Annotated in this window: 23 protein-coding genes; 12 read left to right on the forward strand and 11 right to left on the reverse strand. The window is 61.9% G+C overall.

Annotated elements, in window-relative coordinates; translation table 11 throughout:
- Positions 1–152 precede the first annotated feature (152 nt).
- The gene (locus tag NJH59_RS20585) at positions 153–695 is read right to left on the reverse strand and encodes a hypothetical protein (protein WP_078480290.1); all 543 of its coding nucleotides are present in this window, start codon (positions 693–695) and stop codon (positions 153–155) included.
- 317 nt (positions 696–1,012) lie between these two features.
- Between NJH59_RS20585 and NJH59_RS20590 the strand changes: the two genes are divergently transcribed.
- Positions 1,013–2,017, forward strand: coding sequence for a sensor domain-containing diguanylate cyclase (locus NJH59_RS20590; RefSeq protein WP_054915652.1), 1,005 nt, complete (start codon positions 1,013–1,015; stop codon positions 2,015–2,017).
- A 37-nt stretch (positions 2,018–2,054) separates the two neighbouring features.
- On the opposite strand, the gene lpdA is transcribed toward NJH59_RS20590, so the two are convergent.
- Genes lpdA through NJH59_RS20610 form a run of 4 tightly spaced genes read right to left on the reverse strand, consistent with a single transcriptional unit; the run spans position 2,055 to position 7,028 of the window.
- The gene (gene lpdA, locus NJH59_RS20595) at positions 2,055–3,437 is read right to left on the reverse strand and encodes a dihydrolipoyl dehydrogenase (RefSeq protein WP_253087246.1); all 1,383 of its coding nucleotides are present in this window, start codon (positions 3,435–3,437) and stop codon (positions 2,055–2,057) included.
- 2 nt (positions 3,438–3,439) lie between these two features.
- Entirely contained in the window at positions 3,440–4,735 is a 1,296-nt protein-coding gene (locus tag NJH59_RS20600; protein WP_088513830.1) for a dihydrolipoamide acetyltransferase family protein, read from the reverse strand.
- Positions 4,736–5,794, reverse strand: coding sequence for an alpha-ketoacid dehydrogenase subunit beta (locus tag NJH59_RS20605; protein WP_043861770.1), 1,059 nt, complete (start codon positions 5,792–5,794; stop codon positions 4,736–4,738).
- 1 nt (position 5,795) lies between these two features.
- Complete coding sequence (locus tag NJH59_RS20610; protein WP_253087247.1) at positions 5,796–7,028, reverse strand: 3-methyl-2-oxobutanoate dehydrogenase (2-methylpropanoyl-transferring) subunit alpha; 1,233 nt, start codon at positions 7,026–7,028, stop codon at positions 5,796–5,798.
- A gap of 199 nt (positions 7,029–7,227) precedes the next feature.
- Between NJH59_RS20610 and bkdR the strand changes: the two genes are divergently transcribed.
- The 3 genes from bkdR to NJH59_RS20625 all read left to right on the forward strand — a co-directional run bounded on the left by bkdR (position 7,228) and on the right by NJH59_RS20625 (position 10,710).
- A complete protein-coding gene (gene bkdR, locus NJH59_RS20615; RefSeq protein ID WP_043861772.1) occupies positions 7,228–7,719 on the forward strand; it encodes a Bkd operon transcriptional regulator BkdR in 492 nt (163 codons plus the stop codon).
- Positions 7,720–7,954: 235 nt separating this feature from the next.
- On the forward strand, positions 7,955–9,196 hold the full coding sequence (locus NJH59_RS20620) for a glutamine synthetase family protein (protein ID WP_173925107.1): 1,242 nt from the start codon (positions 7,955–7,957) through the stop codon (positions 9,194–9,196).
- Positions 9,197–9,369: 173 nt separating this feature from the next.
- Positions 9,370–10,710: an MFS transporter gene (locus NJH59_RS20625; protein WP_043861774.1), complete on the forward strand. Its 1,341-nt coding sequence runs from the start codon at positions 9,370–9,372 to the stop codon at positions 10,708–10,710.
- Positions 10,711–10,847: 137 nt separating this feature from the next.
- On the opposite strand, the gene NJH59_RS20630 is transcribed toward NJH59_RS20625, so the two are convergent.
- The 4 genes from NJH59_RS20630 to flgA all read right to left on the reverse strand — a co-directional run bounded on the left by NJH59_RS20630 (position 10,848) and on the right by flgA (position 13,425).
- Entirely contained in the window at positions 10,848–11,591 is a 744-nt protein-coding gene (locus NJH59_RS20630; RefSeq protein ID WP_043861775.1) for a flagellar brake protein, read from the reverse strand.
- Between the two features lie 80 nt (positions 11,592–11,671).
- Positions 11,672–12,139, reverse strand: coding sequence for a flagella synthesis protein FlgN (locus tag NJH59_RS20635; protein ID WP_043861776.1), 468 nt, complete (start codon positions 12,137–12,139; stop codon positions 11,672–11,674).
- A 46-nt stretch (positions 12,140–12,185) separates the two neighbouring features.
- The gene (gene flgM, locus NJH59_RS20640) at positions 12,186–12,497 is read right to left on the reverse strand and encodes a flagellar biosynthesis anti-sigma factor FlgM (RefSeq protein ID WP_104573120.1); all 312 of its coding nucleotides are present in this window, start codon (positions 12,495–12,497) and stop codon (positions 12,186–12,188) included.
- 175 nt (positions 12,498–12,672) lie between these two features.
- Positions 12,673–13,425 carry a flagellar basal body P-ring formation chaperone FlgA gene (flgA, locus tag NJH59_RS20645; protein WP_043861778.1) on the reverse strand — a complete coding sequence of 251 codons (753 nt, stop codon included), beginning with the start codon at positions 13,423–13,425 and terminating at the stop codon, positions 12,673–12,675.
- Positions 13,426–13,493: 68 nt separating this feature from the next.
- On the opposite strand from flgA, the gene NJH59_RS20650 reads away from it, so the two are divergent.
- Positions 13,494–14,423, forward strand: a complete 930-nt coding sequence (locus tag NJH59_RS20650) for a chemotaxis protein CheV (RefSeq protein ID WP_043861779.1) — start codon at positions 13,494–13,496, stop codon at positions 14,421–14,423.
- A 49-nt stretch (positions 14,424–14,472) separates the two neighbouring features.
- Positions 14,473–15,300, forward strand: coding sequence for a protein-glutamate O-methyltransferase CheR (gene cheR, locus NJH59_RS20655; protein WP_043861780.1), 828 nt, complete (start codon positions 14,473–14,475; stop codon positions 15,298–15,300).
- A 58-nt stretch (positions 15,301–15,358) separates the two neighbouring features.
- On the opposite strand, the gene NJH59_RS20660 is transcribed toward cheR, so the two are convergent.
- Complete coding sequence (locus NJH59_RS20660; RefSeq protein WP_123753572.1) at positions 15,359–17,953, reverse strand: autotransporter outer membrane beta-barrel domain-containing protein; 2,595 nt, start codon at positions 17,951–17,953, stop codon at positions 15,359–15,361.
- A gap of 139 nt (positions 17,954–18,092) precedes the next feature.
- Complete coding sequence (locus NJH59_RS20665; protein ID WP_156326233.1) at positions 18,093–18,251, reverse strand: hypothetical protein; 159 nt, start codon at positions 18,249–18,251, stop codon at positions 18,093–18,095.
- A gap of 59 nt (positions 18,252–18,310) precedes the next feature.
- On the opposite strand from NJH59_RS20665, the gene flgB reads away from it, so the two are divergent.
- From flgB to NJH59_RS20695, 6 genes are all read left to right on the forward strand, one after another.
- On the forward strand, positions 18,311–18,718 hold the full coding sequence (flgB, locus tag NJH59_RS20670) for a flagellar basal body rod protein FlgB (RefSeq protein ID WP_054915646.1): 408 nt from the start codon (positions 18,311–18,313) through the stop codon (positions 18,716–18,718).
- Positions 18,719–18,721: 3 nt separating this feature from the next.
- Positions 18,722–19,165, forward strand: a complete 444-nt coding sequence (gene flgC / locus NJH59_RS20675) for a flagellar basal body rod protein FlgC (protein ID WP_043861782.1) — start codon at positions 18,722–18,724, stop codon at positions 19,163–19,165.
- Between the two features lie 15 nt (positions 19,166–19,180).
- The gene (gene flgD / locus NJH59_RS20680) at positions 19,181–19,885 is read left to right on the forward strand and encodes a flagellar hook assembly protein FlgD (RefSeq protein ID WP_043861783.1); all 705 of its coding nucleotides are present in this window, start codon (positions 19,181–19,183) and stop codon (positions 19,883–19,885) included.
- Between the two features lie 31 nt (positions 19,886–19,916).
- Positions 19,917–21,278 carry a flagellar hook protein FlgE gene (gene flgE, locus NJH59_RS20685; RefSeq protein ID WP_043861784.1) on the forward strand — a complete coding sequence of 454 codons (1,362 nt, stop codon included), beginning with the start codon at positions 19,917–19,919 and terminating at the stop codon, positions 21,276–21,278.
- Positions 21,279–21,299: 21 nt separating this feature from the next.
- Positions 21,300–21,542: a hypothetical protein gene (locus NJH59_RS20690; RefSeq protein ID WP_229590460.1), complete on the forward strand. Its 243-nt coding sequence runs from the start codon at positions 21,300–21,302 to the stop codon at positions 21,540–21,542.
- A 192-nt stretch (positions 21,543–21,734) separates the two neighbouring features.
- On the forward strand, positions 21,735–22,475 hold the full coding sequence (locus NJH59_RS20695; RefSeq protein ID WP_043861786.1) for a flagellar basal body rod protein FlgF: 741 nt from the start codon (positions 21,735–21,737) through the stop codon (positions 22,473–22,475).
- The last annotated feature ends 25 nt before the right edge of the window (positions 22,476–22,500 follow it).

Raw genomic sequence — 22,500 nt, forward strand, 5'->3', positions numbered from 1 at the left:
TCCCCATGTGAGAGTAGGTCATCGTCAAGATTAAATTCCGAAACCCCTATCTGCATCTGCAGGTAGGGGTTTTGTCTTTGTGGGCTGAAAGTTTCCTGCAAGGCGGGCATAAAAAAACCACCTTGGGAGGTGGTTTTTTTACGTAATACGATTCAGGCCAGCGGGTCCGTCCTGTCCTTTTCGTTGGTGCCTTCTGCCGACAGTGTCTGTGAACCTGCCAGTGCACTGACCGCATCCATCTGTTGAGGCGGTTGCAGCTTGGCCATGGTTTTTATCTCCATTTCTTCCTTGATGCGTTGAGCGATCTGCTTGTCGATCAGCTCCTTCTTCTCAGGGGGTAACTCTTCGTATTCTTCAAGGCTCAGCCCAAGTTCGCGCAGCATCTTCTCGCGAATTTTCTGCTCGGGAGACAGTGCCATGTAGTCGCGAAACTCTTGCAAGGCAGTGCTCTCTGGTTCCTTCGTGTCAAAGATCTCTTCCAGGTTCTGCAGACTGACCTTGAACTTTGCGAACGCTTCTTGCTGGTTGTCGTGAAAGCGCTGCTCGGAGTGACTGGCACTCCCGCGCGTGTCGGACGTCGACTGGATGGCAACTGAAACAGGTACATACGGCACAGCATCGCTGTCTGTAGAAACACTGCTACGTTGCTGAGTGGTAGCGGCTACCTGCCAACCATAATCATTGATGATGCTCACCTGAAGGTCTCCCGATACTGTGCAGAGCAAGGGAAGAGCAAGGGCTGTGCCAGTTACCTCACGCTCTGAACCCTCTGTATTACAAGGGGGCAGCAATGCTCGGCCGTTTACTCTGGCACGCTGTTGCCCCAAAGAGGAGGATGATTGCCGCAGGCGGCAACAGCCAAGGCTTGCAGTTGGACGTGCGGTCGGTTCCGCCTGCCGCTTCCATTCTTTCGCGAGTATATTGTTCGAAATTTCGCGCAGGCTTTGGCGCATAACAATCGGCAGCACCATCATTGAGCTGGGGCGTAGTTGCTGGACAGGGGAGAGTGTCCATGAGTGAGAATACCGCTTGCGTGATGGCGCCATTGAGCGACCTGGGGCAAGAGCAACTGCAAACCCTCCTGGACCTGGTCAGTGATGGCATCTGGGACTGGAACGCCAACACCGGCCATGTCTATCGCAACCCGGGTTGGTATCGCATGCTGGGCTACCCCAGCCACTCGCTGGACAATACGGTGTTCACCTGGGAAAACGTCATTCACCCCGAGGACTACCCGCGGGTGATGGCCTGCTTCGAGGACTACCTGAGCCAGCGCGCGCCAAGCTACCAGGTGGAGTACCGTTGCCGTTGCAAGGATGGCAGCTACCTGTGGATCGAGGACAGCGGGCATGTGGTTGCGCGCAACCCTGATGGCTCGGTGGCCAGGATGTTCGGTGCACACCGCAACATCGACGACCGCAAGCGCCTGGTTGCCCATCTGGAGCAGCGCAACAGCTCGCTGGAGTCACTGATTGCCGAACGGACCCGGGAACTGTGCTGGGTGAACGAGCAACTGAAACGTCAGCTCGATGAGAACCGTGACCTGGCCGAGCGCGACTCGTTGACCCTGGCGGCCAATCGTTATCGCCTGGAAAAGGCCCTGCTTCAGGAATGCGAACGTGCCGGCCGCTTTCGTTTGCCCTTGAGCCTGATCCTGATGGATTTCGACGATTTCAAGCCGATCAATGATCGTTACGGCCACGCCCGTGGCGATACCGCCCTGGTAGAGGTGGTCGAACAGATCCGTAAGTGTGTCGGCCCCGAGCACCTGCTTGCCCGATGGGGGGGTGACGAGTTCATGGTGTTGATGCCAGGGAGTGACTTGCAGGCAGCAATGGCGGTAGCCGATGCCATCCGCCAGCAGGTGTTGAGGTTGCCCCCAATTGGCGAGCACCGCGTCACATTGAGTTTTGGCATCGCCCAGTGGCGTGGCGGCGAGCGCCCGGAGCAACTGGTCGCCCGTGCCGACCAGGCGCTCTATCGCGCCAAGGCCGGCGGCAAGAACCAGATCGCCTGATGCCTGGGCGTCGATGATCGACGCCCAGTGGTTCTGGCTACAGGTGCAACGCGTGCCCCAAGGCACGCAATGCAGCCTCCTGCACAGCCTCTCCGAGGGTAGGGTGGGCATGGATGGTTCCGGCCACATCCTCGAGCCGGGCGCCCATCTCCAGTGATTGTGCAAACGCGGTAGACAGTTCCGAAACCCCCACGCCGACAGCCTGCCAGCCCAGGATCAGGTGATTGTCGCGACGCGCCACCACGCGTACGAAGCCGCTTTTGGATTCCAGCGTCATGGCCCTGCCATTGGCCGCGAACGGGAACTGCGCAACGATGCAATCCAGGCCTTGCTGTTGTGCGGCCTCGGGTGTCTTGCCTGCCACCACCACCTCGGGGTCGGTAAAGCACACTGCCGCGATGGCCACCGGATCGAAAACCCGCTGCTTGCCGGCGATGAGTTCGGCCACCATCTCGCCCTGGGCCATGGCGCGGTGGGCCAGCATCGGCTCGCCGCTCAGATCGCCGATTGCCCACACATTGCGCATGCTGGTCTGGCAACGCTCATCGATGGCAATGGCTGAGCCATTCATCTTGAGCTCCAGGGTTTCCAGGTTGAACCCTTGAGTGCGTGGCCGACGTCCTACGGCAACCAGCACCTGATCGGTTTCCAGCCTCAACTGTTCGCCATGCGGGTCCCTGATCTGCAGGCACTGGGTGGCGTTATCGAAGCCTTCGACGCTGTGCTTGAGGTACAGCGTCATGCCCAGTTTCTTCAGCGACTCGGCTACCGGCTGAGTGAGCTCGCTGTCATACGTAGGCAGGATACGCTCGCGCGCTTCCACCACGCTTACCTCGACCCCCAGCTTGCGGTAGGCAATACCCAGCTCCAGGCCGATATAGCCTGCACCCACCACCGTCAGGCGCCTTGGCAGGCGTTGCGGGGCCAGGGCTTCGGTGGACGAGATGATCGGGCCGCCCAGTGGAAACATGGGCAGCTCCACACTGCTGGAGCCCGTGGCGAGCAGCAGGTGCTCGCACTGAATGCGCTGGCCTTCGACGTCGACGGTTTTGCCGTCGACGATCCTTGCCCAGCCATGAATCACCGTCACGCCGTGTTTCTTCAGCAAGGCGGCAACGCCGCTGGTCAGGCGGTCGACGATGCCGTCCTTCCAGGCCACGCTCTGGGTAATGTCCAGGCTGGGAGCCTGTACCTTGATGCCCAGGCTGGAGTGCTGGCTGTGCTGACAAGTCTGGTGGAACTGCTCCGCTACATGGATCAGTGCCTTGGATGGAATACAGCCTATGTTCAGGCAGGTGCCGCCCAGTGCCTGGCCTTCGACCAGTACAGTGGGGATGCCCAGTTGACCGGCACGAATCGCCGCGACATAACCGCCGGGGCCGCCCCCAATGATCAGCAGGGTGGTATTGAGAGTCTGCATGGTCACTCCACAAACAGGCTGGCAGGTTGTTCGAGCAGGCCGCGGATGGCCTGGATGAAGAGCGCGGCGTCCATGCCGTCGACCACACGATGGTCGAACGAACTGGACAGGTTCATCATCTTGCGCACCACGATCTGGCCGTTGACCACCATTGGCCGCTCGACGATGCGGTTGACCCCGACAATGGCCACCTCCGGCGTGTTCACCACCGGTGTGCTGACGATGCCGCCCAGTGCGCCGAGGCTGGTGAGCGTAATGGTCGAGCCGGACAGCTCTTCACGGCTGGCCTTGTTGTTGCGGGCGGCGTTGGCTACCCGGGCGATCTCGCTGGCATTGCTCCACAGGCTGCCGGCCTCGGCATGGCGCAGCACCGGTACCATCAGCCCGTTGTCGCCCTGGGTGGCGATACCCACATGCACTGCACCATGGCGGGTAATGAGCTGGGCTTCGTCGTCATAGGTGGCGTTGATCTGCGGGAATTCGCGCGCGGCGATCACCATTGCCCGTACCAGGAAGGGCAGCAGGGTCAGCTTGCCGCGGCTGTCACCATGCTTCTTGTTCAGGTGCACGCGCAGTTCCTCCAGCGCGGTCACGTCGATTTCCTCGACATAGCTGAAGTGCGCGACGCGGCGCTTGGCATCCTGCATGCGCTGCGCGATCTTGCGGCGCAGGCCGATCACAGGCACCTGCTCGCTGTCGTCACGCCTTGCATAGCCACCGGGGCCCGATGCACTGCTGGTGCTCGGTTGAACGAGAAAAGCGTCCAGGTCTTCGTGCAGGATGCGCCCGGCAGGACCACTACCATGCACATAGCGCAGCTCTATGCCCGCATCCAGCGCGCGCTTGCGCACCGCCGGGGAGGCCAGCGGACGCTCGTTGGCCTCACGTGGCACGATCGTCGGTGAACGCTGTGCGTTGCCTGAAGGTGCCGCTGCCGGGGTAGACACGACGGCGGGCTGGGGTTGGGCTTCGGGTACGCTGGCCTTCGGTGCGGCAGCTACCGCAGGCGGCGTGGCTGCTGCCGGCTTGCCGGCGCCTTCCTGATAGTTGCCGGCCCCTTCGACCTCGATGCGAATCAGCTCGCTGCCTACGGCCATGACCTCACCGGGCTGGCCGCCCAGGGCCAGCACCTTGCCGGTGACTGGCGAAGGAATTTCCACGGTGGCCTTGTCGGTCATGACGTCGGCGACCACCTGATCTTCGGTGACGGTATCGCCGACCTTTACGAACCATTCCACCAGCTCAACCTGTGCGATGCCTTCGCCGATGTCCGGCATCTTGATGACGTGCGTGCCCATTCAGACCTCCATGACCCGTTTCAATGCCGCACCCACTCGCGATGGGCCGGGGAAGTACGCCCATTCCTGCGCGTGCGGGTAGGGGGTGTCCCAACCGGTGACGCGTTCGATCGGGGCTTCGAGGTGATGGAAGCAGTGCTCCTGTACCAGCGCCACCAGCTCGGCGCCAAAGCCGCAGGTGCGGGTGGCTTCGTGCACGACCACACAGCGGCCGGTCTTCTTCACCGACTCGACGATGGTCTCCAGGTCCAGTGGCCAGAGGCTGCGCAGGTCGATGACCTCGGCGTCGATGCCGGTCTCTTCGGCAGCCACCTGGGATACATACACCGTGGTGCCGTAGGTCAGTACCGTCACCGCATTGCCTGGGCGGGTGATGGCAGCCTTGTCCAGTGGCACGGTGTAGTAGCCATCCGGTACGGCGCTGGCGGGGTGTTTGGACCAGGGCGTTACCGGCCGGTCGTGGTGCCCGTCGAAAGGGCCGTTGTACAGGCGCTTGGGCTCCAGGAAGATCACCGGGTCGTCGTTTTCGATCGAGGCGATCAACAGGCCCTTGGCGTCGTAGGGGTTCGAAGGCATCACGGTACGCAGGCCGCAGACCTGGGTGAACATCGCCTCCGGGCTCTGGCTGTGGGTCTGGCCGCCGTAGATGCCGCCACCGCACGGCATGCGCAGGGTCAGCGGGGCCACGAACTCGCCGGCAGAGCGGTAGCGCAGGCGGGCCATCTCCGAGACGATCTGGTCCGAGGCTGGGTAGAAGTAGTCGGCAAACTGGATTTCCACCACAGGGCGCAGGCCATAGGCACCCATGCCCACGGCGGTGCCGACGATACCGCTTTCGGAGATCGGTGCGTCGAACACCCGCGACTTGCCGTACTTGTTCTGCAGCCCTTCGGTGCAGCGGAACACGCCGCCGAAGTAACCGACGTCCTGGCCATAGACGACAACATTGTCATCGCGCTCAAGCATGATATCCATGGCCGAGCGCAGGGCCTGGATCATGGTCATGGTGGTAGTCGCCATGGCGGTTTCCAACTGGATAGTGGTGTTGTGATCGTTCATGTCAGATCCCCAGTTCCTGGCGCTGGCGCCGCAGGTGTTCCGGCATTTCCTTGTACACATCCTCGAAAATGCTCGCCGGGCTGGGCATCTGCCCGCCGGCCAGGGTGCCGTACTGCTCGGCTTCCTTCTGCGCACTGATGATTTCGGCTTCCAGCTCAGCAGTCACCGCCTGATGCTCTTGCTCCGACCAGTGCCCGATGGCCACCAGGTGCTGCTTGAGGCGGGCGATCGGGTCGCCGAGGGGGAAGTGGCTCCAGTCGTCGGCCGGACGGTACTTGGACGGGTCGTCCGACGTGGAGTGCGGCCCGGCGCGGTAGGTCACCCATTCGATCAGGGTCGGGCCCAGGCCGCGGCGGGCACGTTCGGCGGCCCAGCGCGAGGCCGCGTACACCGCGATGAAGTCGTTGCCGTCGACCCGCAGCGAAGCGATGCCACAGCCAACGCCGCGGCCGGCGAAGGTGGTGGATTCACCACCGGCGATGGCCTGGAAGGTGGAGATGGCCCACTGGTTGTTGACCACGTTGAGAATCACCGGGGCCTGGTACACGTGTGCGAAGGTCAGCGCGGTGTGGAAGTCCGACTCGGCCGTAGCACCATCGCCGATCCAGGCCGAAGCGATCTTGGTATCGCCCTTGATGGCCGAGGCCATGGCCCAGCCGACCGCCTGCACGAACTGGGTCGCCAGGTTACCGCTGATGGTGAAGAAGCCGGCTTCGCGCACCGAGTACATGATGGGCAGCTGGCGACCCTTGAGCGGGTCGCGCTCGTTGGACAGCAGCTGGCAGATCATCTCCACCAGCGACACGTCGCGGGCCATCAGGATGCTCTGCTGGCGGTAGGTGGGGAAACACATGTCGCTGCGGTTCAAGGCCAGTGCCTGGCCGCTGCCGATGGCTTCCTCGCCCAGGCTCTGCATGTAGAAGGACATCTTCTTCTGGCGCTGCGCCACGACCATGCGGCTGTCGAACAGCCGGGTCTTGAGCATCGCGCGCATGCCTTGGCGCAGCACTTCGGGGCCGATGTCCTCGGCCCAGGGGCCAAGCGCACGGCCCTGTTCGTCGAGCACGCGGATCAGCCCGTAGGCTAGGTCGGCGGTATCGGCGGGTTCGGCATCGATGGCGGGTTTGCGGACCTGACCGGCGTCATTCAGACGCAGGTAGGAAAAATCGGTCTGGCAGCCTGGCCGGCCTGTAGGCTCGGGCACATGCAGACGCAGGGGGGCGTACTCGTTCATGCTTTTTTACGCTCGCTCTGTCTTGTGTTTTTGTTGAGCTTTGAAGCGGTCGCTACTGAACCCGGCTTGTGACCGGAGAGTCAGTCTTGCCTACATCATATTCCGCTGGCGGAAGAATATTTTTCTCAAGTTCATTGCCTTTGGGGTGGCTTGCGGATAAACATTCTTCAAAAGAACAAGAAGCAGGTGAATTTGTCTCATGCGCAAACTGGATCGTACTGACATCGGCATTCTCAACAGCCTTCAGGACAATGCCCGCATCACCAACGCCGAGCTGGCCCGTTCGGTGAACCTGTCGCCCACCCCCTGTTTCAACCGGGTCAAGGCGCTGGAGGAGCTTGGCGTGATTCGCCAGCAGGTGACCTTGCTGTCGCCCGAAGTGCTGGGGCTGGACGTGAACGTGTTCATCCACGTCAGCCTGGAAAAACAGGTGGAGCAATCGCTGCACCGCTTCGAAGAGGAAATCGCCGAGCGCCCGGAAGTGATGGAGTGCTACCTGATGACCGGCGACCCGGACTACCTGCTGCGTGTACTGCTGCCGAGCATCCAGGCCCTGGAGCGGTTTCTGGACTACCTCACCCGCTTGCCCGGGGTGGCCAATATTCGCTCCAGCTTCGCCCTCAAGCAGGTGCGCTACAAGACTGCGCTGCCGCTGCCGGCCAACGGTATTACGCTGCCAGGCACAGTGTAGACAGCTTCTACGGGTTGGCTGGCGGCGTTCGTCCAGCGATCGGGACTATATGGTGCTTGATATTTTTAACACCCCCGGACTATGTTGTTCGGGTCGCCGTTCGCGGCTTGTTAAAAATAACAAGGATCAAGTCATGACGACCAATGGCCAACGTTCTCTCGCCGAGCGATTGACGGGCATTGATGAAATCGAATGCGTCACCCCCGACCTCAATGGCGTGCCTCGTGGCAAGGTGATGACCGCCGAGGGGTTCCTGGAAGGGCGGCGCCTGCAGATGGCACGCGGCGTGCTGCTGCAGTGCATCATGGGCGGATACCCTGCGGCACGCTTTTACGGCAGCGACGATGGCGACCTTGCCCTGGCGGCCGACCCCCTGCATATCTACCGCCTGCCCTGGAGCGACGAACCAAGGGCACTGGCGATCTGCGATGCCAATGAGCTCGATGGACAGAGCTCGGGCTTGTCCACCCGCGGCCAGCTCAAGGCGGTGATCGAGCGGTATCGCACGCACGGCCTGGCGCCAGTGGTGGCCACCGAGCTCGAGTTCTTCGTGTTCGCTCCCAATCCCGACCCGAGCCAGCCGTTCCTGCCGCCCACCGGGCTGGACGGTCGGCGCGAGGACGGCCATTCGGCGTTCAGCGTCAGTTCCAACAATGGCCTGCGCCCGTTCTTCAGCGAGGTCTACCGTTGCATGGAGGCCCTGGGCCTGCCGCGCGACACCTTCATGCACGAGATGGGCGTCAGCCAGTTCGAGATCAACCTGCTGCACGGTGACCCGCTGCTGCTTGCCGACCAGACCTTCCTGTTCAAGCACCTGCTCAAGGAGGTTGCGCTCAAGCATGGCCTGAATGTGGTGTGCATGGCCAAGCCGCTGGCCAGAACCCCAGGCAGCTCGATGCACATTCACCAGAGCGTGGTCGAGATCGACAACGGCCGCAACGTGTTCAGCGATGCGCAGGGGCAGCCAACTCCTGCCTTCTATCACTTCATCGGTGGCCAGCAGGCATGCATGGCCGACTTCACCGCGTTGTTCGCACCCAACGTCAACTCCTACCAGCGCCTGTGCCACCCTTATGCATCGCCCAACAATGCCTGCTGGTCGCAGGACAACCGCGCTGCGGGCCTGCGTATCCCTGCCAGCGCACCGGTAGCGCGCAGGGTCGAGAACCGCCTGCCCGGGGCCGATACCAACCCCTACCTGGCCATCGCCGCCAGCCTGGCGGCCGGCTTGTACGGCATCGAACAGCAACTGGAGCCGGCGCCGGCGATCCAGGGCGAATTCGAGGTGCCCGACAACCTGTCACTGCCCTGCACGCTGCACGCGGCACTGGAGCGTCTCAAGCGCAGCCAGTTGGCGAGGGAACTGTTCGGGACTGAGTTCATCGAAGGTTACATCGCGTCCAAGACCCTGGAACTGACCAGCTTCTTCGACGAGATCACCCCGTGGGAACGGCGCGTGCTGGCGGCACAGGCGTAACTGCGGGGCGGCAATGCCGCCTGGCGCCAGGGTAAGCAGAGGCAGGTGGCAGCCATGATCGAGATCATGGTTTGTCACCTGTTTTTTTATGCCCGGCCCGCCGCGTCGGCGTTTTTTTCACTTATGCTTTCAAGCAGTTTTTTCACCTGCTCAAGGGGCCCTCAGGGACGTCGATGCGAAGTATCTGGAAGTCTTTTCGCGCGCTGTATTTCGCCGCATTGATGATGTTGATCGGTTCCGGCCTGTTGAGCACCTACCTGGCCCTGCGCCTGGCGGCCGATCAGGTCGACAGCCTGTGGGTCGGTGCGCTGATGGCGGCCAACTATTTCGGCCTGGCGCTGGGGGGCAAGATCGGTCACCGGCTGATCGCCAGGGTGGGGCATATCCGCGCCTACGCTACGTGTGCCGGCATCGTCGGCGCAGCGGTGCTTGGTCATGGTCTGGTCAGCTGGCTGCCGGCCTGGCTGCTGCTGCGGGTGATCGTCGGCCTGGGCATGATGTGCCAGTACATGGTGATCGAGAGCTGGCTCAACGAACAGGCCGACGCCAAGCAGCGTGGGGCGGTGTTCAGCGGTTACATGATCGCCTCCTATCTGGGCCTGGTACTGGGCCAGCTGATTCTGGTGGTTCACCCGCAGCTGGGCCTGGAGCTGCTGATGCTGGTGGCCATGTGCTTTGCGCTGTGCCTGGTTCCGGTGGCCCTGACCCGGCGCATCCACCCCGCACCGCTGCGTCCGGCCCCCATGGAGCCGCGGTTCTTCATCAAGCGCGTCCCCCAGTCGCTGAGTACGGTACTCGGGGCGGGGCTGATCGTGGGGTCGTTCTATGGTCTGGCGCCTCTGTACGCCTCCAAGCAGGGGCTCAGTACAGAACAGGTCGGTGTGTTCATGGGCTGCTGCATCTTTGCCGGCCTGCTGGTGCAGTGGCCATTGGGCTGGTTGTCGGACCGTTACGACCGGGCCGTGCTGATTCGCAGTGTGGCGGTGGGGCTGGCCGTCACCTCCCTGCCATTGGCGCTGCTGCCTAGCGTGCCGCTCGAGGTGCTGTTCATCACCGGTTTTGCGGTCTCGCTGCTGCAGTTCTGCCTCTACCCGCTGGCGGTGGCGTTTTCCAACGACCACGTTGAAAGCGAGCGACGGGTCTCGCTCACCGCGATGCTGCTGGTGACCTATGGCGTGGGGGCGAGCATCGGGCCGCTGGTGGCCGGTGTGCTGATGAAGACCCTGGGCGACCAGATGCTGTACGCGTTCTTCTGTTTCTTCGCGCTGGTGCTGGTGTGGCGCATCCGTCCCAAAGCGGTTACCAACCTGCATCAGGTCGAGGATGCGCCATTGCTTCACGTAGCGATGCCGGCGGCAGGTTCACCGCTGTCTGCGGCGCTCGACCCGCGGGTTGATGAGCAGGTGGTGCAGGATCAGATGCAGGCACCGGTAGGTGCCGAAGATACCGAGGAGGAGGGCACGCCCGGGGAGGCTGAGGGCGTCGAACCTGTCAAGCCTGCGCCAGAAGTGTGAGTGGCGTGGGGGGCAGATAGTGGCGAAGGGCTGCGTCTGAGTTCCGCTGGCAGGCGGGGCGCCAGGCGCCCCTTTGCGGATGAATCCGTTGCCGCTGAATGGGTAGCGACCCTTGGAAATGTGAAGCGTGATGTCTATCAGTAATCGTCTTTGTCGAAGCGTCGCGCTTCACGTTGCAGCTGGTACACAAAGCTTTCGATCTTGCGCGCCATCTGTCCTGTCACGTTATGAAAGCGAATGCCGGCGAAGGTGGCGTTCAGGCGCTCTTCATAGTGCAGGTGGCGCAGCTCGACCATTACCTGAGAAAGCCCCAGCGGCAGGCCGGTAGCAAACTTCTCGTAGACCTGGCCCAACTGCAACCGCTCCTCGATATCGCCCTCGAAGCGAAGCTTGCAGCCAGTAGCCGAAATATCCAGCAGCTTGCCCTTGAGCGGGTGCTCGCCACGCAGTTTCTCGCCGTCGAAAATCACGTCGACCAGTTGCGACAGCTTCAGTGCCGCGCGAAACGCATTGCGACGCTGGTGATAGGTAACTTCCGTGGGCAGGCTGCCGCGGTAGCAGCGTGAGCCGTCAGAGGTGCTGATGCTCAGCGGGGTAGTGCAGTCCCAGGCAATGCGCACGCCGTCATGGAAGCCTTCGATACGGAATGGTTCACCATTTTCGAGGAAGCGTTCGCCATCGCGCGGGATCATTTCGTCCAGGGCCATGCTGTTGCTGTCCCGGTCTACCTCCACCACATAACTCTGGAAGCGCTGGCTGCGTTCGGGGAACGTGATGATCAGTGGGTCATGGCTCTCTAGCAACATCCGCAAATGAGCGGCAATTTCCAAAGGCGTAGTCAGCACCTTCGGAGGCTGAGGAGCTTCTTCGTCATTGAACACGGTTGATGAATCTCCAGGCAAAAACGACACAGGCAATTGCTGGCATTCTGCCAGCATGAATCGTGCCTTGATAGAGGGGGTCACGCCTGGCTGAGTGCACGAGGCTTTGAAAGCGGCGATGTAGTGCCACGGGCATCGTAGAGCGACGGTGATTCGCCACCCATGAGGATCTTGATCTGGTTTTCGGTGGTGTACTGCTGAAGCTGGATCGCCTGGCCGTTGCGTGCGTTGACCGCCTGGCAATCATTCATCAGCGCAGCCAGCACATCGAGCTGCTCGATGAGCAGGGAGCCCAGGTCCGATTGCTCGGCCATGGCCACTACACCTTCGCGGCTTTGCGGCAGGCCCAGGTTTGCAAGCAGCGCACTACGTCGTTGTCCGCCTTGATCGAGCAGCACCACCAGCGATTGCTTGCGGGCCAGAATATTTTCCAGCAAGGGCATGTCGCGGCCATGCAGGGCCACGGCTTCAGCCTGCAACAACTCGAGCAGTTGTTGCGCTGGAGCAATATCATCTTCGATCAGTTGCAGCAGAGTAGTGTCGTGCATTGGCTGGCTCTTGGTTCTAGCGTCCTGAAGTCAGCGCGCCAGAGGGCTAGCGCTGGGCTTCGAAATTAAGCAGTTTGCTGGCGACGCGCTGGGCGTCCACCTGGTAGCTGCCGTCGGCGATGGCCTGTTTCAACTCGGCCACGCGGGCGCTGTTGACAACCGGTTGATCGCGCAGCTTGTCGCTGACCTGTTGCAACTGCTGGGCCTCGTGGCTCAGGTGTACGGCTTCTCCGCTCTGGCCAGCCTCGGTAGCGCTGGTGGCGGTGCGAACAGTGGCCGTGCTTTCCTGGCTGTTGCCAGTGCGCACGGCGCCCGTCACGGACGGGGAATTATTCAAACGACTGAAGTCGATGACCATGATCAGAAAACCTCTGGGTGTTTGGACGCTTGCCTTGTTTTCGGCCAACCCGAAAGAAACTTTAGACGCAAATGCAGTGCAGCTTGCGCGGCCAGCCCATCAACCCGGTTCGACACAGTTTAGGAAAAGCGGTTCCTGACCGCCAGCCTTGTTTGTTCTGGCGTCGTGACCCGCTTCACATCGCGACTTCCACCTGCCCTGGTCCAGTGACCCGTGCCTTCACCACCCGTTTGGAGTTCAGATTGCGTACCCGTATCTGTTCACTGATGCCGCCCTTGCTCAAGGCTTCTCCCGGCATGCGCACGCTCAGCGTGCCGCTGCGGGCGATGATGACCACATGATCGCCCTTGCGGACCACTTCGGCCTGCTCCAGATGCAGCGGCGTGAGCACCTGATCGATGACCGTCGGTCGGATGACCTTCAGGCCCACGGCCTGCTCCAGGCTGGTCAGGTAGCCCTGGTTGAGCATGCCCACGTCCCGCTCGCGCAGGCTCACGTCCTGTTCGCCGACCACGCTGTCGCGCTTGAGCGGACGCGCCACGGTCACCACATTGCGAAACAGCCGTACCTGGGCCGGCACGAACACCGTCCACGGGGAGCTGCCATCGCAGCGCACCCGCACGGTCACCCTGCCCAGCGGTTGCGCCGGGCTTTCCAGGGTGGCGCCCAGTTGCTGGTCGCACAGTGGCATGCGCAGGCGCGGGTCGAGGCTGTTGACCTGGATCTCGAAGCGCCCTTCGGTCTGGCTGGTCGCCAGGTAATCCTCGACCGTGAATTCAAGAAACCCCTGAGTGACACCGATAAGCTGTTCAGGCAAGGTGAAAGCGTCAGCCAGAGTTCGAACGCCGGGGGCCAGCAGGCACAGCGCAGCAAGGATGCCGGGCAAGGGGCGGGTCAGGCGTCGGAAAAATGTCGTTTTCGTGTTCATACAGTTAAAAAAGCAAGGCGCGTGCCGACTGCGGTACGACGCTCGAGCATTTGGTCGAGGAGTCTGGCATGGCTGGTGTAATGGATTCGGTTAACCAGCGCACACAACTGGTAGGGCAGAACCGTCTCGAACTGCTGTTGTTCCGCCTCAATGGCGAGCAGCTGTACGGGATCAACGTGTTCAAGGTGCGGGAGGTGCTGCAATGCCCGAACCTGACCGTGATGCCCAAGTCCAACCCGGTGGTGCGCGGTGTGGCGAATATTCGTGGGGCAACCATCCCGATCCTGGATCTGGCGATGGCGACCGGGATGCCCGGTCTGAGTGAAGATGTCAGCAAGAGCTTCGTGATCATCACCGAGTACAACACCAAGACCCAGGGGTTTCTGGTGCACTCGGTCGAACGCATCGTCAACATGAACTGGGAGGAGATCCATCCGCCACCCAAGGGCACCGGTCGTGACCATTACCTGACGGCCGTGACCCGGGTGGACGGCAAGATGGTCGAGATCATCGACGTGGAGAAGATCCTCGCCGAGGTCTCGCCGACCTCCGAGGCGATCTCCCTGGGTGTGGTCGACGAAGAAGTGCAGGTCAAGGCCGTGTCGCTGCGCGTGCTCACCGTGGATGACTCCTCGGTGGCACGCAAGCAGGTCAGCCGTTGCCTGCAGACGGTGGGGGTCGAGGTGGTGGCGCTCAACGACGGCCGGCAGGCGCTGGATTACCTGCGCAAGATGGTCGATGAGGGCAAGCATCCGGAAGAGGAATTCCTGATGATGATTTCCGACATCGAGATGCCGGAAATGGACGGCTATACCCTGACTGCAGAAATCCGCAACGACCCGCGCATGCAAAAGTTGCACATCATCCTGCATACTTCGCTTTCCGGCGTCTTCAACCAGGCCATGGTCAAGAAGGTGGGCGCGGATGATTTTCTCGCCAAGTTCCGGCCGGATGACCTGGCGCAACGCGTGGTCGACCGGATCAAGGCCACCCACTAACGGCCAGGGCTCGTCCCTGGCGTTACACATGATTTAAGAGGCGGCATCATTGTCTACGGGTAATTTGGATTTCGAACAATTCCGGGTCTTCCTGGAAAAAGCCTGTGGCATCCTGCTGGGCGAAAACAAGCAGTATCTGGTCTCCAGCCGTCTCAACAAGCTGATGGAACAGCAGGGCATCAAATCGTTGAGCGAGCTGGTGCAGCGGATCCAGACCCAGCCGCGCAGCGGCTTGCGCGAGCAGGTGGTCGATGCGATGACCACCAACGAAACCCTGTGGTTTCGCGACAACTATCCGTTCGAGGTGCTCAAGAACAAGGTCTTGCCCGAGCAGATCAAGGCCAACCCTGGCCAGCGCCTGCGCATCTGGTCGGCGGCCTGTTCGTCGGGGCAGGAGCCGTACTCGATCTCCATGGCCATCGATGAGTTCGAGCGCAGCAACATCGGGCAATTGAAGATGGGGGCGCAGATCGTCGCCACCGACCTGTCCGGCTCGATGCTGGCCAACTGCAAGACCGGTGAGTACGACAGCCTGGCCATTGCCCGTGGCTTGTCCCAGGAGCGCCTGCAACGCTATTTCGACCCCAAGGGGCCGGGGCGCTGGGCAGTCAAGGCCCCGATCCGCAGCCGCGTCGAGTTTCGTTCGTTCAACCTGCTCGACAGCTACGCGAGCCTGGGCAAGTTCGACATCGTGTTCTGCCGCAACGTGCTGATCTACTTCTCCGCTCAGGTGAAGAAGGACATCCTGCTGCGCATTCACGGCACGCTCAAGCCCGGCGGTTACCTGTTTCTGGGGGCGTCCGAGGCGCTCAACGGGCTGCCCGACCATTACCAGATGGTGCAGTGCAGCCCGGGGATCATCTACCAGGCCAAGTGAAACGAAAAAGGCCGGTGTCGCGAGACACCGGCCTTTTTCATGCAGCTGCTGTCATCGATCAGAAGTCGTAACGCACCTTGGCCGAGAACACATCGGCGTCAAAGCCCGATTTGCCGATGTAGTCGTAGTTCACGCCCAGGGTCACCGCGCCCAGCTTGTAGTCGGCGCCTACGCCGGCTTCGTAGCTGTTGCGCACGGCCTTGGCGCCGCTGGTGACGAACGGGGTGCTACCCAGCAGGAAGGTCGAGGTGCTCTTGGCTTCGTCCGCCGCGAAGTCATGGTATGCCATCAGGCGAGCCTGTGGCTGCAGGGTGCCGGCGCCCAGCGGATACTCGCCGGCAACGCGCAGGCCTGCGCCCAGCTCGATGGCCTCGTAGCGCTGGTCTTCGACCTTCAGTGCAGCCGACGAACCCTTCTCGCGGTAACCGTCGATGTTCACCAGGCTGTAGCGTGCGGCAATGCGCGGCTCGACCAGCATCTGCGGGTTGATGTGATAGGTGTAGCCACCCACCACGTTCAGGCCCAGCAGGTCGCTGTCGTAATCGGCCTTGGCCGAGGTGCCGGCAATCTTGCGTTTGCTGTCGTTGTCGTTCAAGCCATAGCTCAGGCTGGCATCGACGAAGTAGTTGCCCTGCTCGAAGCCGCCGTACAGCGTGAAGGCGTGGCTGTCCACCTTGGTCTGGTTGCCGCTTTTGCCGTTGACGTCGGTGTTGATGAAGCTGTACGCCAGGCCCAGGGTCAGATTGTCGTTGAGCTTGCCGTCGGCACCCACCGCGATGCCGCGGCTGTAGGCGTTGTAGCCGGCCACGCCGTCGCGCAGGTCCTGGCTGGCATCGCTGTAGAGGGTCTGCACCCACACGCCGGTGTCCTTGAACGCTTCGCCCGAGGAGGCGCCACGCAGGCTGCTGGTACGGCTGCCGGTGACATTGCTCACCAGGTTCTGGCTGGTGGTGGCTGCCTGGGTGGCGCCGCCGTTGACTTCAGGTGTCAGTTGCTCGGCCAGCTTGGCCAGCTGGGCCTCGTCGGCATTGGCGAAAGCTTGCAGCAGCGGGTCGTTGGCGCTCAGTTTGCTCAGGATGCTGTCGCGGTTCAGGCTGCCCAGGGCCAGTTGGCTGTTGGCCGAGGCACCCTGGCCGACCAGGATGTCGGTGACTTCTTCGGCGCCCTTGCCGGTGACGGTAGCCACCAGCTTGTTGTCCTGCAGGCTGTAGCTGTCGATCTTGAGCAGGGCCGAGCTGCTCACCAGGTTCAGCTTGCCGTTGGCGTCGACATTGTCGGAAGCGTCCAGCAGATCGATGCGCCCGGCCTGGAACAGGTTGTACGTGCTGCCCTGGGCGCTGAAGTCGCTGCCCTGTGCGGCCAGGCGAATCTGTGCGCCCTTGCCGAACTCGGCAGTACCGCTGACGGCCACCACGGCGGTGTCGGCACGGGTGGCGCTGCTCAGGTTCAAGTCCAGCGACGAGTTGCCGGCCACGTACAGGTTGCCGTCGATGGTGGTGTGCGGCTGCACGAAGTTCAGGTGCGCTGGCGCATTGCGGCTGACGCTGCCCACGTCCATCCAGCCGCCCTGGCGCAGACGGATGTTGGCACCGTCGCTGCTGCTGTCGGTGCCGCTGAAGTCCACCTTGCCGTACACCTCGACGGTGGTCAGGTCGATCAGGTTGCCGGTGATCTTGCTGCCGTCCAGCAAGGTCAGGTACACGCTGCGCTCGGTTTCGGAGGCATCGACCGCTTCGTCTTCGGAGATCAGCGTGCCGCTGTTGACGATTTCCAGCCCTGCATAGCTGTTGTACAGCCGGTTGTCATCGTAGGCATCGATGTCGAAGTTGCCGATCACGATGGCCGCATCGGTCGCCTTGATGGTGCCGGTGTTGACGATCTGGCGCTCGGCGGTGGTGAAGCTGGCGCCGTCCACACGGATGCCTTCGGCGTCATCGCCAGTGGCGATGATGGTGCCGTTGTTGACGATGCCGGCCAGGTCGACCATGTCCACATTCTGCCCGTTGAAGCTGGTAGTGGCGTCGATGGCGGTAGCGCCGTCGCCGGTAACCTGGATCAGGCCGTTGTTGATCAGCTTGCCGTCGATACGGCCGCCTTCCAGGTTGATGCCCTTGGCGCTGGTGCCCTTGGCGATGATGCGGCCAGTGGTGTCATTGAGCAGGTCGCCCTTGATCGTGCCGGTGAAGTCCAGTGCACGGGCCACGTCCATTTCGCTGCCGTCGAGCAGCGGTTCGCCGGTGGCGCTGAGCAGGCCCTGGTTGATGACGCTGCCATTGATGGTGGCCGGGTCGATCATCAGGGCATTGGAGCCGCCGCCCACGGCGCTGATGCTGCCCTTGTTGATCAGGTTGCCGTCGATCTGGTTGCTGGCCCAGCTGCTGCCGTCTTCCCAGGCGTCCAGGTCGATGCCGCCGGCAAAGTCGCCGCTGCTGTTGATCGTGGTGTTGAGAATCAGGTCGCCCTTGACGTGGTTGCCGTTGAATTCGATCGCGTCTTCGGCGGCACTGCCGGTGTAGGCGCCAGTGAATTCGAGGTTGCCTTCGTAGGTCTTGTGCTCGCTGATGAAGCCGGCATCGGTCAACTCGATGGTTTGGGCGCCTACAGGCAGGGCGGTGGCAGTGATTGCCAGGGCGAGCAGGGTCTTGCGAAACATCACAGGAGTCACGGTTTATTCCTTAAACACAGCGTATTGAGTTCGGCGCTTGCCTGCGTGGCGTGACGGCTGTGCGGTGATAGCCAGATGCCACGTAGCGGAGCGGGACGGATCTTAGATGAGAGATGGCGAATTGGCATTAAAATTTGACGCCAAAAGGGCGCAGGGTGGGGTTGCCGCTGCCAGGCAATTGCCGCTTTGCCGGTGTCTGGCGGAAATCCGTTGCCGCTTTTCTGGCATTGCCATCGCTGGCAAGCGCGGCAAAGCCCCGGCTTTGCTGGGTTTTGTGTTTTGGCACGGGACTTGCTCTATCACCGGCAACGAACCCTACGGTCAACCTTCAAAGGTTTCCCCGACATGAGCATCAGTTTCGACAAAGCGCTTGGCATTCACGAAAAGGCACTGGGCTTTCGCGCCCAGCGTGCCGAAGTGCTGGCCAACAACATCGCCAACGCCGACACGCCCAACTACAAGGCGCGCGACATGGACTTCTCGTCCGTGCTGGCGGCCGAGACCGACAAGGTCAAGAACGGCCATTTCTCCCTCGAGCGCACTAACACCCGGCACATCGAGGCCCAAGGCCTGGCGATGGGTGACGAAACCCTGCAGTACCGCACGCCCATGCAGCCCTCAATCGACCAGAACACCGTTGACGCGCAGCTCGAGCAATCCAGCTATGCCGAGAACGCCGTGGGTTTCCAGGCCAGCTTCACGCTGCTCAACAGTAAATTCAAAGGGCTGGTGTCAGCCCTGCGCGGAGAGTAAGTCATGTCCCTTGCCAGCGTTTTCAACATTGCCGGTAGCGGCATGAGCGCGCAGACCACGCGCCTGAACACCGTTGCCTCCAACATCGCCAACGCCGAGACCGTTTCCTCGAGCATCGACCAGACCTACCGTGCCCGCCACCCGGTGTTCGCCACCACGTTCCAGCAGGCCCAGAATGGCGTCAGCCAGTCGCTGTTCCAGGACCAGGGCGAAGCCGGGCAGGGCGTTCAGGTGCTGGGTGTGGTCGAAGACCAGAGCAACCTCGAGGCGCGCTATCAGCCCAACCATCCGGCGGCGAACAAGGACGGCTACGTCTACTACCCGAACGTCAACGTGGTCGAGGAAATGGCTGACATGATCTCCGCCAGCCGCTCGTTCCAGACCAACGCCGAACTGATGAACACGGCCAAAACCATGATGCAGAAGGTCCTGACCCTGGGTCAGTGATAAGGGGCGTTTTTTATGGCTGATGTAAACCTGAACGACGTCATTTCCAATTCCGGCGTCAAGAAGTCCAGCAATACGAACGCGGCAAGCGGCCTGGGCGGCAAGACCGCCAACGGCCAGACCCTGGGCAAGGACGCGTTCCTGCAGCTGCTGGTTACCCAGATGCAGCACCAGAACCCGCTCGACCCGCAGGACAACAGCGAGTTCGTGGCCCAGCTGGCGCAGTTCTCCAGCCTCGAAGGCATCACCTCACTGAACGATTCGGTCAACGCCATCACGGGGGCCATGGGTTCCTCGCAGGCGCTGCAGGCCTCCGGGCTGGTCGGTCGCTCGGTGATCACCCAGGCCGACAAGGCCGTGGTCGACACCACCAAGAGCTTCACTGGCCAGGTGGTGGTCCCGCAGTCGATCACTTCGGGCACCGTCACTGTCACCGACAAGGATGGCAAGACCATCAAGACCATCGACCTGGGCGAGCAGAAGGCCGGCAATGCCGACTTCATCTGGGACGGTACCAACGAGAAGGGCGAAAAGGTCGACCCGGGTACCTACACCTTCACGGCCAAGACCACCGTCGATGGCAAGTCGGCCGAGATGTACACCCTGCTGCCGGCCACCGTCAGCAGCGTCACCATCAGTCAGACCGGCGGCGAGCTGATGCTCAACCTCGCTGGCCTGGGCAGCGTTGCGCTGTCCAAAGTCCAAACTATCGGTATATAGAGCCGGCTAACGCGGCACAAGGAGTGGAAAGATGTCTTTCAATATCGGCCTTAGCGGTCTCTATGCAGCCAACAAGCAACTGGCTGTCACCGGCAACAACATCGCCAACGTTTCGACCACCGGCTTCAAGGCCTCGCGCGCCGAGTTCGCCGATGTGTACTCGGCCAGCAAACTGGGCGTGGGCAGCAAGACCGTCGGCAACGGGGTGCGTCTGGCTGCAGTCTCCCAGCAGTTCGGTCAGGGTGACATCAACAACACCGGCAACGTACTGGACATGGGTATCCAGGGCCAGGGCTACTTCGTCCTGAGCGACAACGGCTCGCTGAGCTACACCCGTTCCGGTGCGTTCCAGACCAACAAGGACAACTACGTGGTGACCTCGGACGGTATCCGTCTGCAAGGTTACGCGGCCGACGTCAACGGCAAGATCATCAAGGGCGTGCTGACCGACCTGAAGATCGACACCTCCGCGCTGGCGCCAAAGACCACCACGCTGATCGATCAGGGCATCAACCTGAACTCCTCGGCGCCGTCGATCCCGCTGCAGGTACTGGATGACAGCACGCCGCCGGTGCTGGTGGACAACAAGACGTTCGACCCTTCGGACGAGAGCACCTACACCAAATCGTTCCCGACCAAGATCTACGACAGTCAGGGCAACGAGCACACGATGGAGCAGTTCTATCGCAAGACCGGTGACAACCAGTGGACCACCTACACGCTGGTCGATGGTCGCAACCCGTTCGACCCTGCCAGCACCAAGCCACTGTCCGGCACCATCAGCTTCAATCCTGATGGCAGTGTCAAGGCCATGACTGCCGACAATACCGGTCACCCGGCGGGCTCCGAATTCACCGTGGTCAACAACAACTTCACCATGAAAGGCTGGGTGCCGGCGTCCTACGACAAGGCCACCGACAAGTGGGCATCCAACGGTTCGGCCGGCAATGCCGACGGCATCCGTATGAACATGACCAGCACCACGTCGTACAACACCGACACTGCCCGCATGTCCCAGGCACAGGACGGCTATGCCACCGGCATCCTGTCCAGCCTGAGCATCGACTCCACCGGTGTGATGTTCGCCAGCTTCAGCAACCAGCAGTCCCGCGCCATCGGCCAGGTCGCGATTGCCAGCTTCGCCAACGAGCAGGGCCTGGAGCAGCTGGGTGGTACCCGCTGGAAAGAGACCTACGCCTCGGGCATCCCGGGCATCGACACGCCGAAGACCGGTACCCTGGGTTCGATCGAGTCCAACGCACTGGAAGCGTCCAACGTCAACCTGACCATGGAGCTGGTCGAGCTGATCAAGGCGCAGAGCAACTTCCAGGCGAACTCCAAGACCATCTCTACCGAAAGCACCATCATGCAGACCATCATCCAGATGACCTGATGATCGCCTGATGGAATGAGCATGGACGAACCCCTTTCTCGGAAGGGGTTCGTTGTTTCGGAGGCAGTAGAAATGAAGTGCGCACTCGCAATCGTGGGCTTCGCCTTGCTGGTGGTGGCTGTGCAGGTCGGCGCCGACATGGCCGCCTGGTATCGCTGGGAAAGCCAGGCCGATGGCCGGCTCGTCTGTTCGCAGGTTTCGCCGGGCGAGGGCTGGCGTCGGTTTGCCGGGCCTTTCAACAATGGCGCTTGCCGTGACAACTGAGGTTTGCCGCTAGCGGCAAGCTGGCGCCGTATTTTCGACGGTGCATCGCACGCGCAGGCGCTGGCCTGTGCTCCAGCCCCCGCATTGACGGGGCTTTACCCCTGTTTTGCAGAGTTGGTTTGAAACTTGCTTGAGTGACCGGCAAAGCAGCGGTGAACGGCAAGTGTTCGCCAGCGCAGCGGAGGATGATCTGTGGACAAGATGCTTTACGTGGCCATGACCGGTGCCAGCCAGAACGCACTGGCGCAACGGGCGCATGCCAACAACCTGGCGAACATTTCCACCAGCGGCTTTCAGCGCGACCTGGAGCAGGCGCGCTCGATGCCGGTGTTTGGTGACAGCTTTCCGGCGCGTGCCTATGCCATGACCGAACGTCCTGCCACCGATTTCAGCCCCGGTGCCATGCAGGAGACCGGCCGCGACCTGGACATCGCCATTGGTGGCGACGGCTTCATCGCCGTGCAGGCCCCGGATGGCAGCGAAGCCTACGTGCGTACCGCCAGCCTCAACATCGATGCCCTGGGCGTGCTGCGCGCGGGCAACGGCATGCCGGTGATGGGCAATGGTGGCCCGATTGCCGTGCCGCCCGAGCAGAAGGTCGAGATCGGCCAGGACGGCACCATCAGCATTCGCGCCATGGGTGAAGGCCCGCGGGTGATGGCCGAGGTCGATCGCATCAAGCTGGTCAACCCCGACGTCAAGACCCTCAACAAGGGCCTGGACGGCATGATCCACACCAAGAGCGGCCAGCCTGCCGATGCCGATGCCAACGTGCAGGTGGTGTCCGGTTTCCTGGAAGCCAGCAACGTCAACGCCGTCGAGGAAATGACCTCGGTGCTGGCGCTGTCCCGTCAATTCGAACTGCACGTCAAGATGATGACCACGGCCAAGGAAGGCGACGAAGCCATGGCTCGGGTTTTGCAAATCGGCTAATTACACAGACGTAGCGCCGTAAAAC

Source organism: Pseudomonas sp. VE 267-6A (assembly GCF_024126555.1).
Taxonomy (GTDB): Bacteria; Pseudomonadota; Gammaproteobacteria; order Pseudomonadales; family Pseudomonadaceae; genus Aquipseudomonas; species Aquipseudomonas palmensis.

What these genes read in the sequence shown, in the direction of transcription:
- NJH59_RS20590 (WP_054915652.1), top strand. Translation starts at nt 1,013, where the DNA reads ATGAGTGAGAATACCGCTTGCGTGATGGCGCCATTGAGCGACCTGGGG.
- lpdA (WP_253087246.1), bottom strand. Translation starts at nt 3,437, where the DNA reads ATGCAGACTCTCAATACCACCCTGCTGATCATTGGGGGCGGCCCCGGC.
- NJH59_RS20600 (WP_088513830.1), bottom strand. Translation starts at nt 4,735, where the DNA reads ATGGGCACGCACGTCATCAAGATGCCGGACATCGGCGAAGGCATCGCA.
- NJH59_RS20605 (WP_043861770.1), bottom strand. Translation starts at nt 5,794, where the DNA reads ATGAACGATCACAACACCACTATCCAGTTGGAAACCGCCATGGCGACT.
- NJH59_RS20610 (WP_253087247.1), bottom strand. Translation starts at nt 7,028, where the DNA reads ATGAACGAGTACGCCCCCCTGCGTCTGCATGTGCCCGAGCCTACAGGC.
- bkdR (WP_043861772.1), top strand. Translation starts at nt 7,228, where the DNA reads ATGCGCAAACTGGATCGTACTGACATCGGCATTCTCAACAGCCTTCAG.
- NJH59_RS20620 (WP_173925107.1), top strand. Translation starts at nt 7,955, where the DNA reads ATGACCGCCGAGGGGTTCCTGGAAGGGCGGCGCCTGCAGATGGCACGC.
- NJH59_RS20625 (WP_043861774.1), top strand. Translation starts at nt 9,370, where the DNA reads ATGCGAAGTATCTGGAAGTCTTTTCGCGCGCTGTATTTCGCCGCATTG.
- NJH59_RS20635 (WP_043861776.1), bottom strand. Translation starts at nt 12,139, where the DNA reads ATGCACGACACTACTCTGCTGCAACTGATCGAAGATGATATTGCTCCA.
- flgM (WP_104573120.1), bottom strand. Translation starts at nt 12,497, where the DNA reads ATGGTCATCGACTTCAGTCGTTTGAATAATTCCCCGTCCGTGACGGGC.
- flgA (WP_043861778.1), bottom strand. Translation starts at nt 13,425, where the DNA reads ATGAACACGAAAACGACATTTTTCCGACGCCTGACCCGCCCCTTGCCC.
- NJH59_RS20650 (WP_043861779.1), top strand. Translation starts at nt 13,494, where the DNA reads ATGGCTGGTGTAATGGATTCGGTTAACCAGCGCACACAACTGGTAGGG.
- NJH59_RS20660 (WP_123753572.1), bottom strand. Translation starts at nt 17,953, where the DNA reads ATGTTTCGCAAGACCCTGCTCGCCCTGGCAATCACTGCCACCGCCCTG.
- flgB (WP_054915646.1), top strand. Translation starts at nt 18,311, where the DNA reads ATGAGCATCAGTTTCGACAAAGCGCTTGGCATTCACGAAAAGGCACTG.
- flgC (WP_043861782.1), top strand. Translation starts at nt 18,722, where the DNA reads ATGTCCCTTGCCAGCGTTTTCAACATTGCCGGTAGCGGCATGAGCGCG.
- flgD (WP_043861783.1), top strand. Translation starts at nt 19,181, where the DNA reads ATGGCTGATGTAAACCTGAACGACGTCATTTCCAATTCCGGCGTCAAG.
- flgE (WP_043861784.1), top strand. Translation starts at nt 19,917, where the DNA reads ATGTCTTTCAATATCGGCCTTAGCGGTCTCTATGCAGCCAACAAGCAA.
- NJH59_RS20690 (WP_229590460.1), top strand. Translation starts at nt 21,300, where the DNA reads ATGGACGAACCCCTTTCTCGGAAGGGGTTCGTTGTTTCGGAGGCAGTA.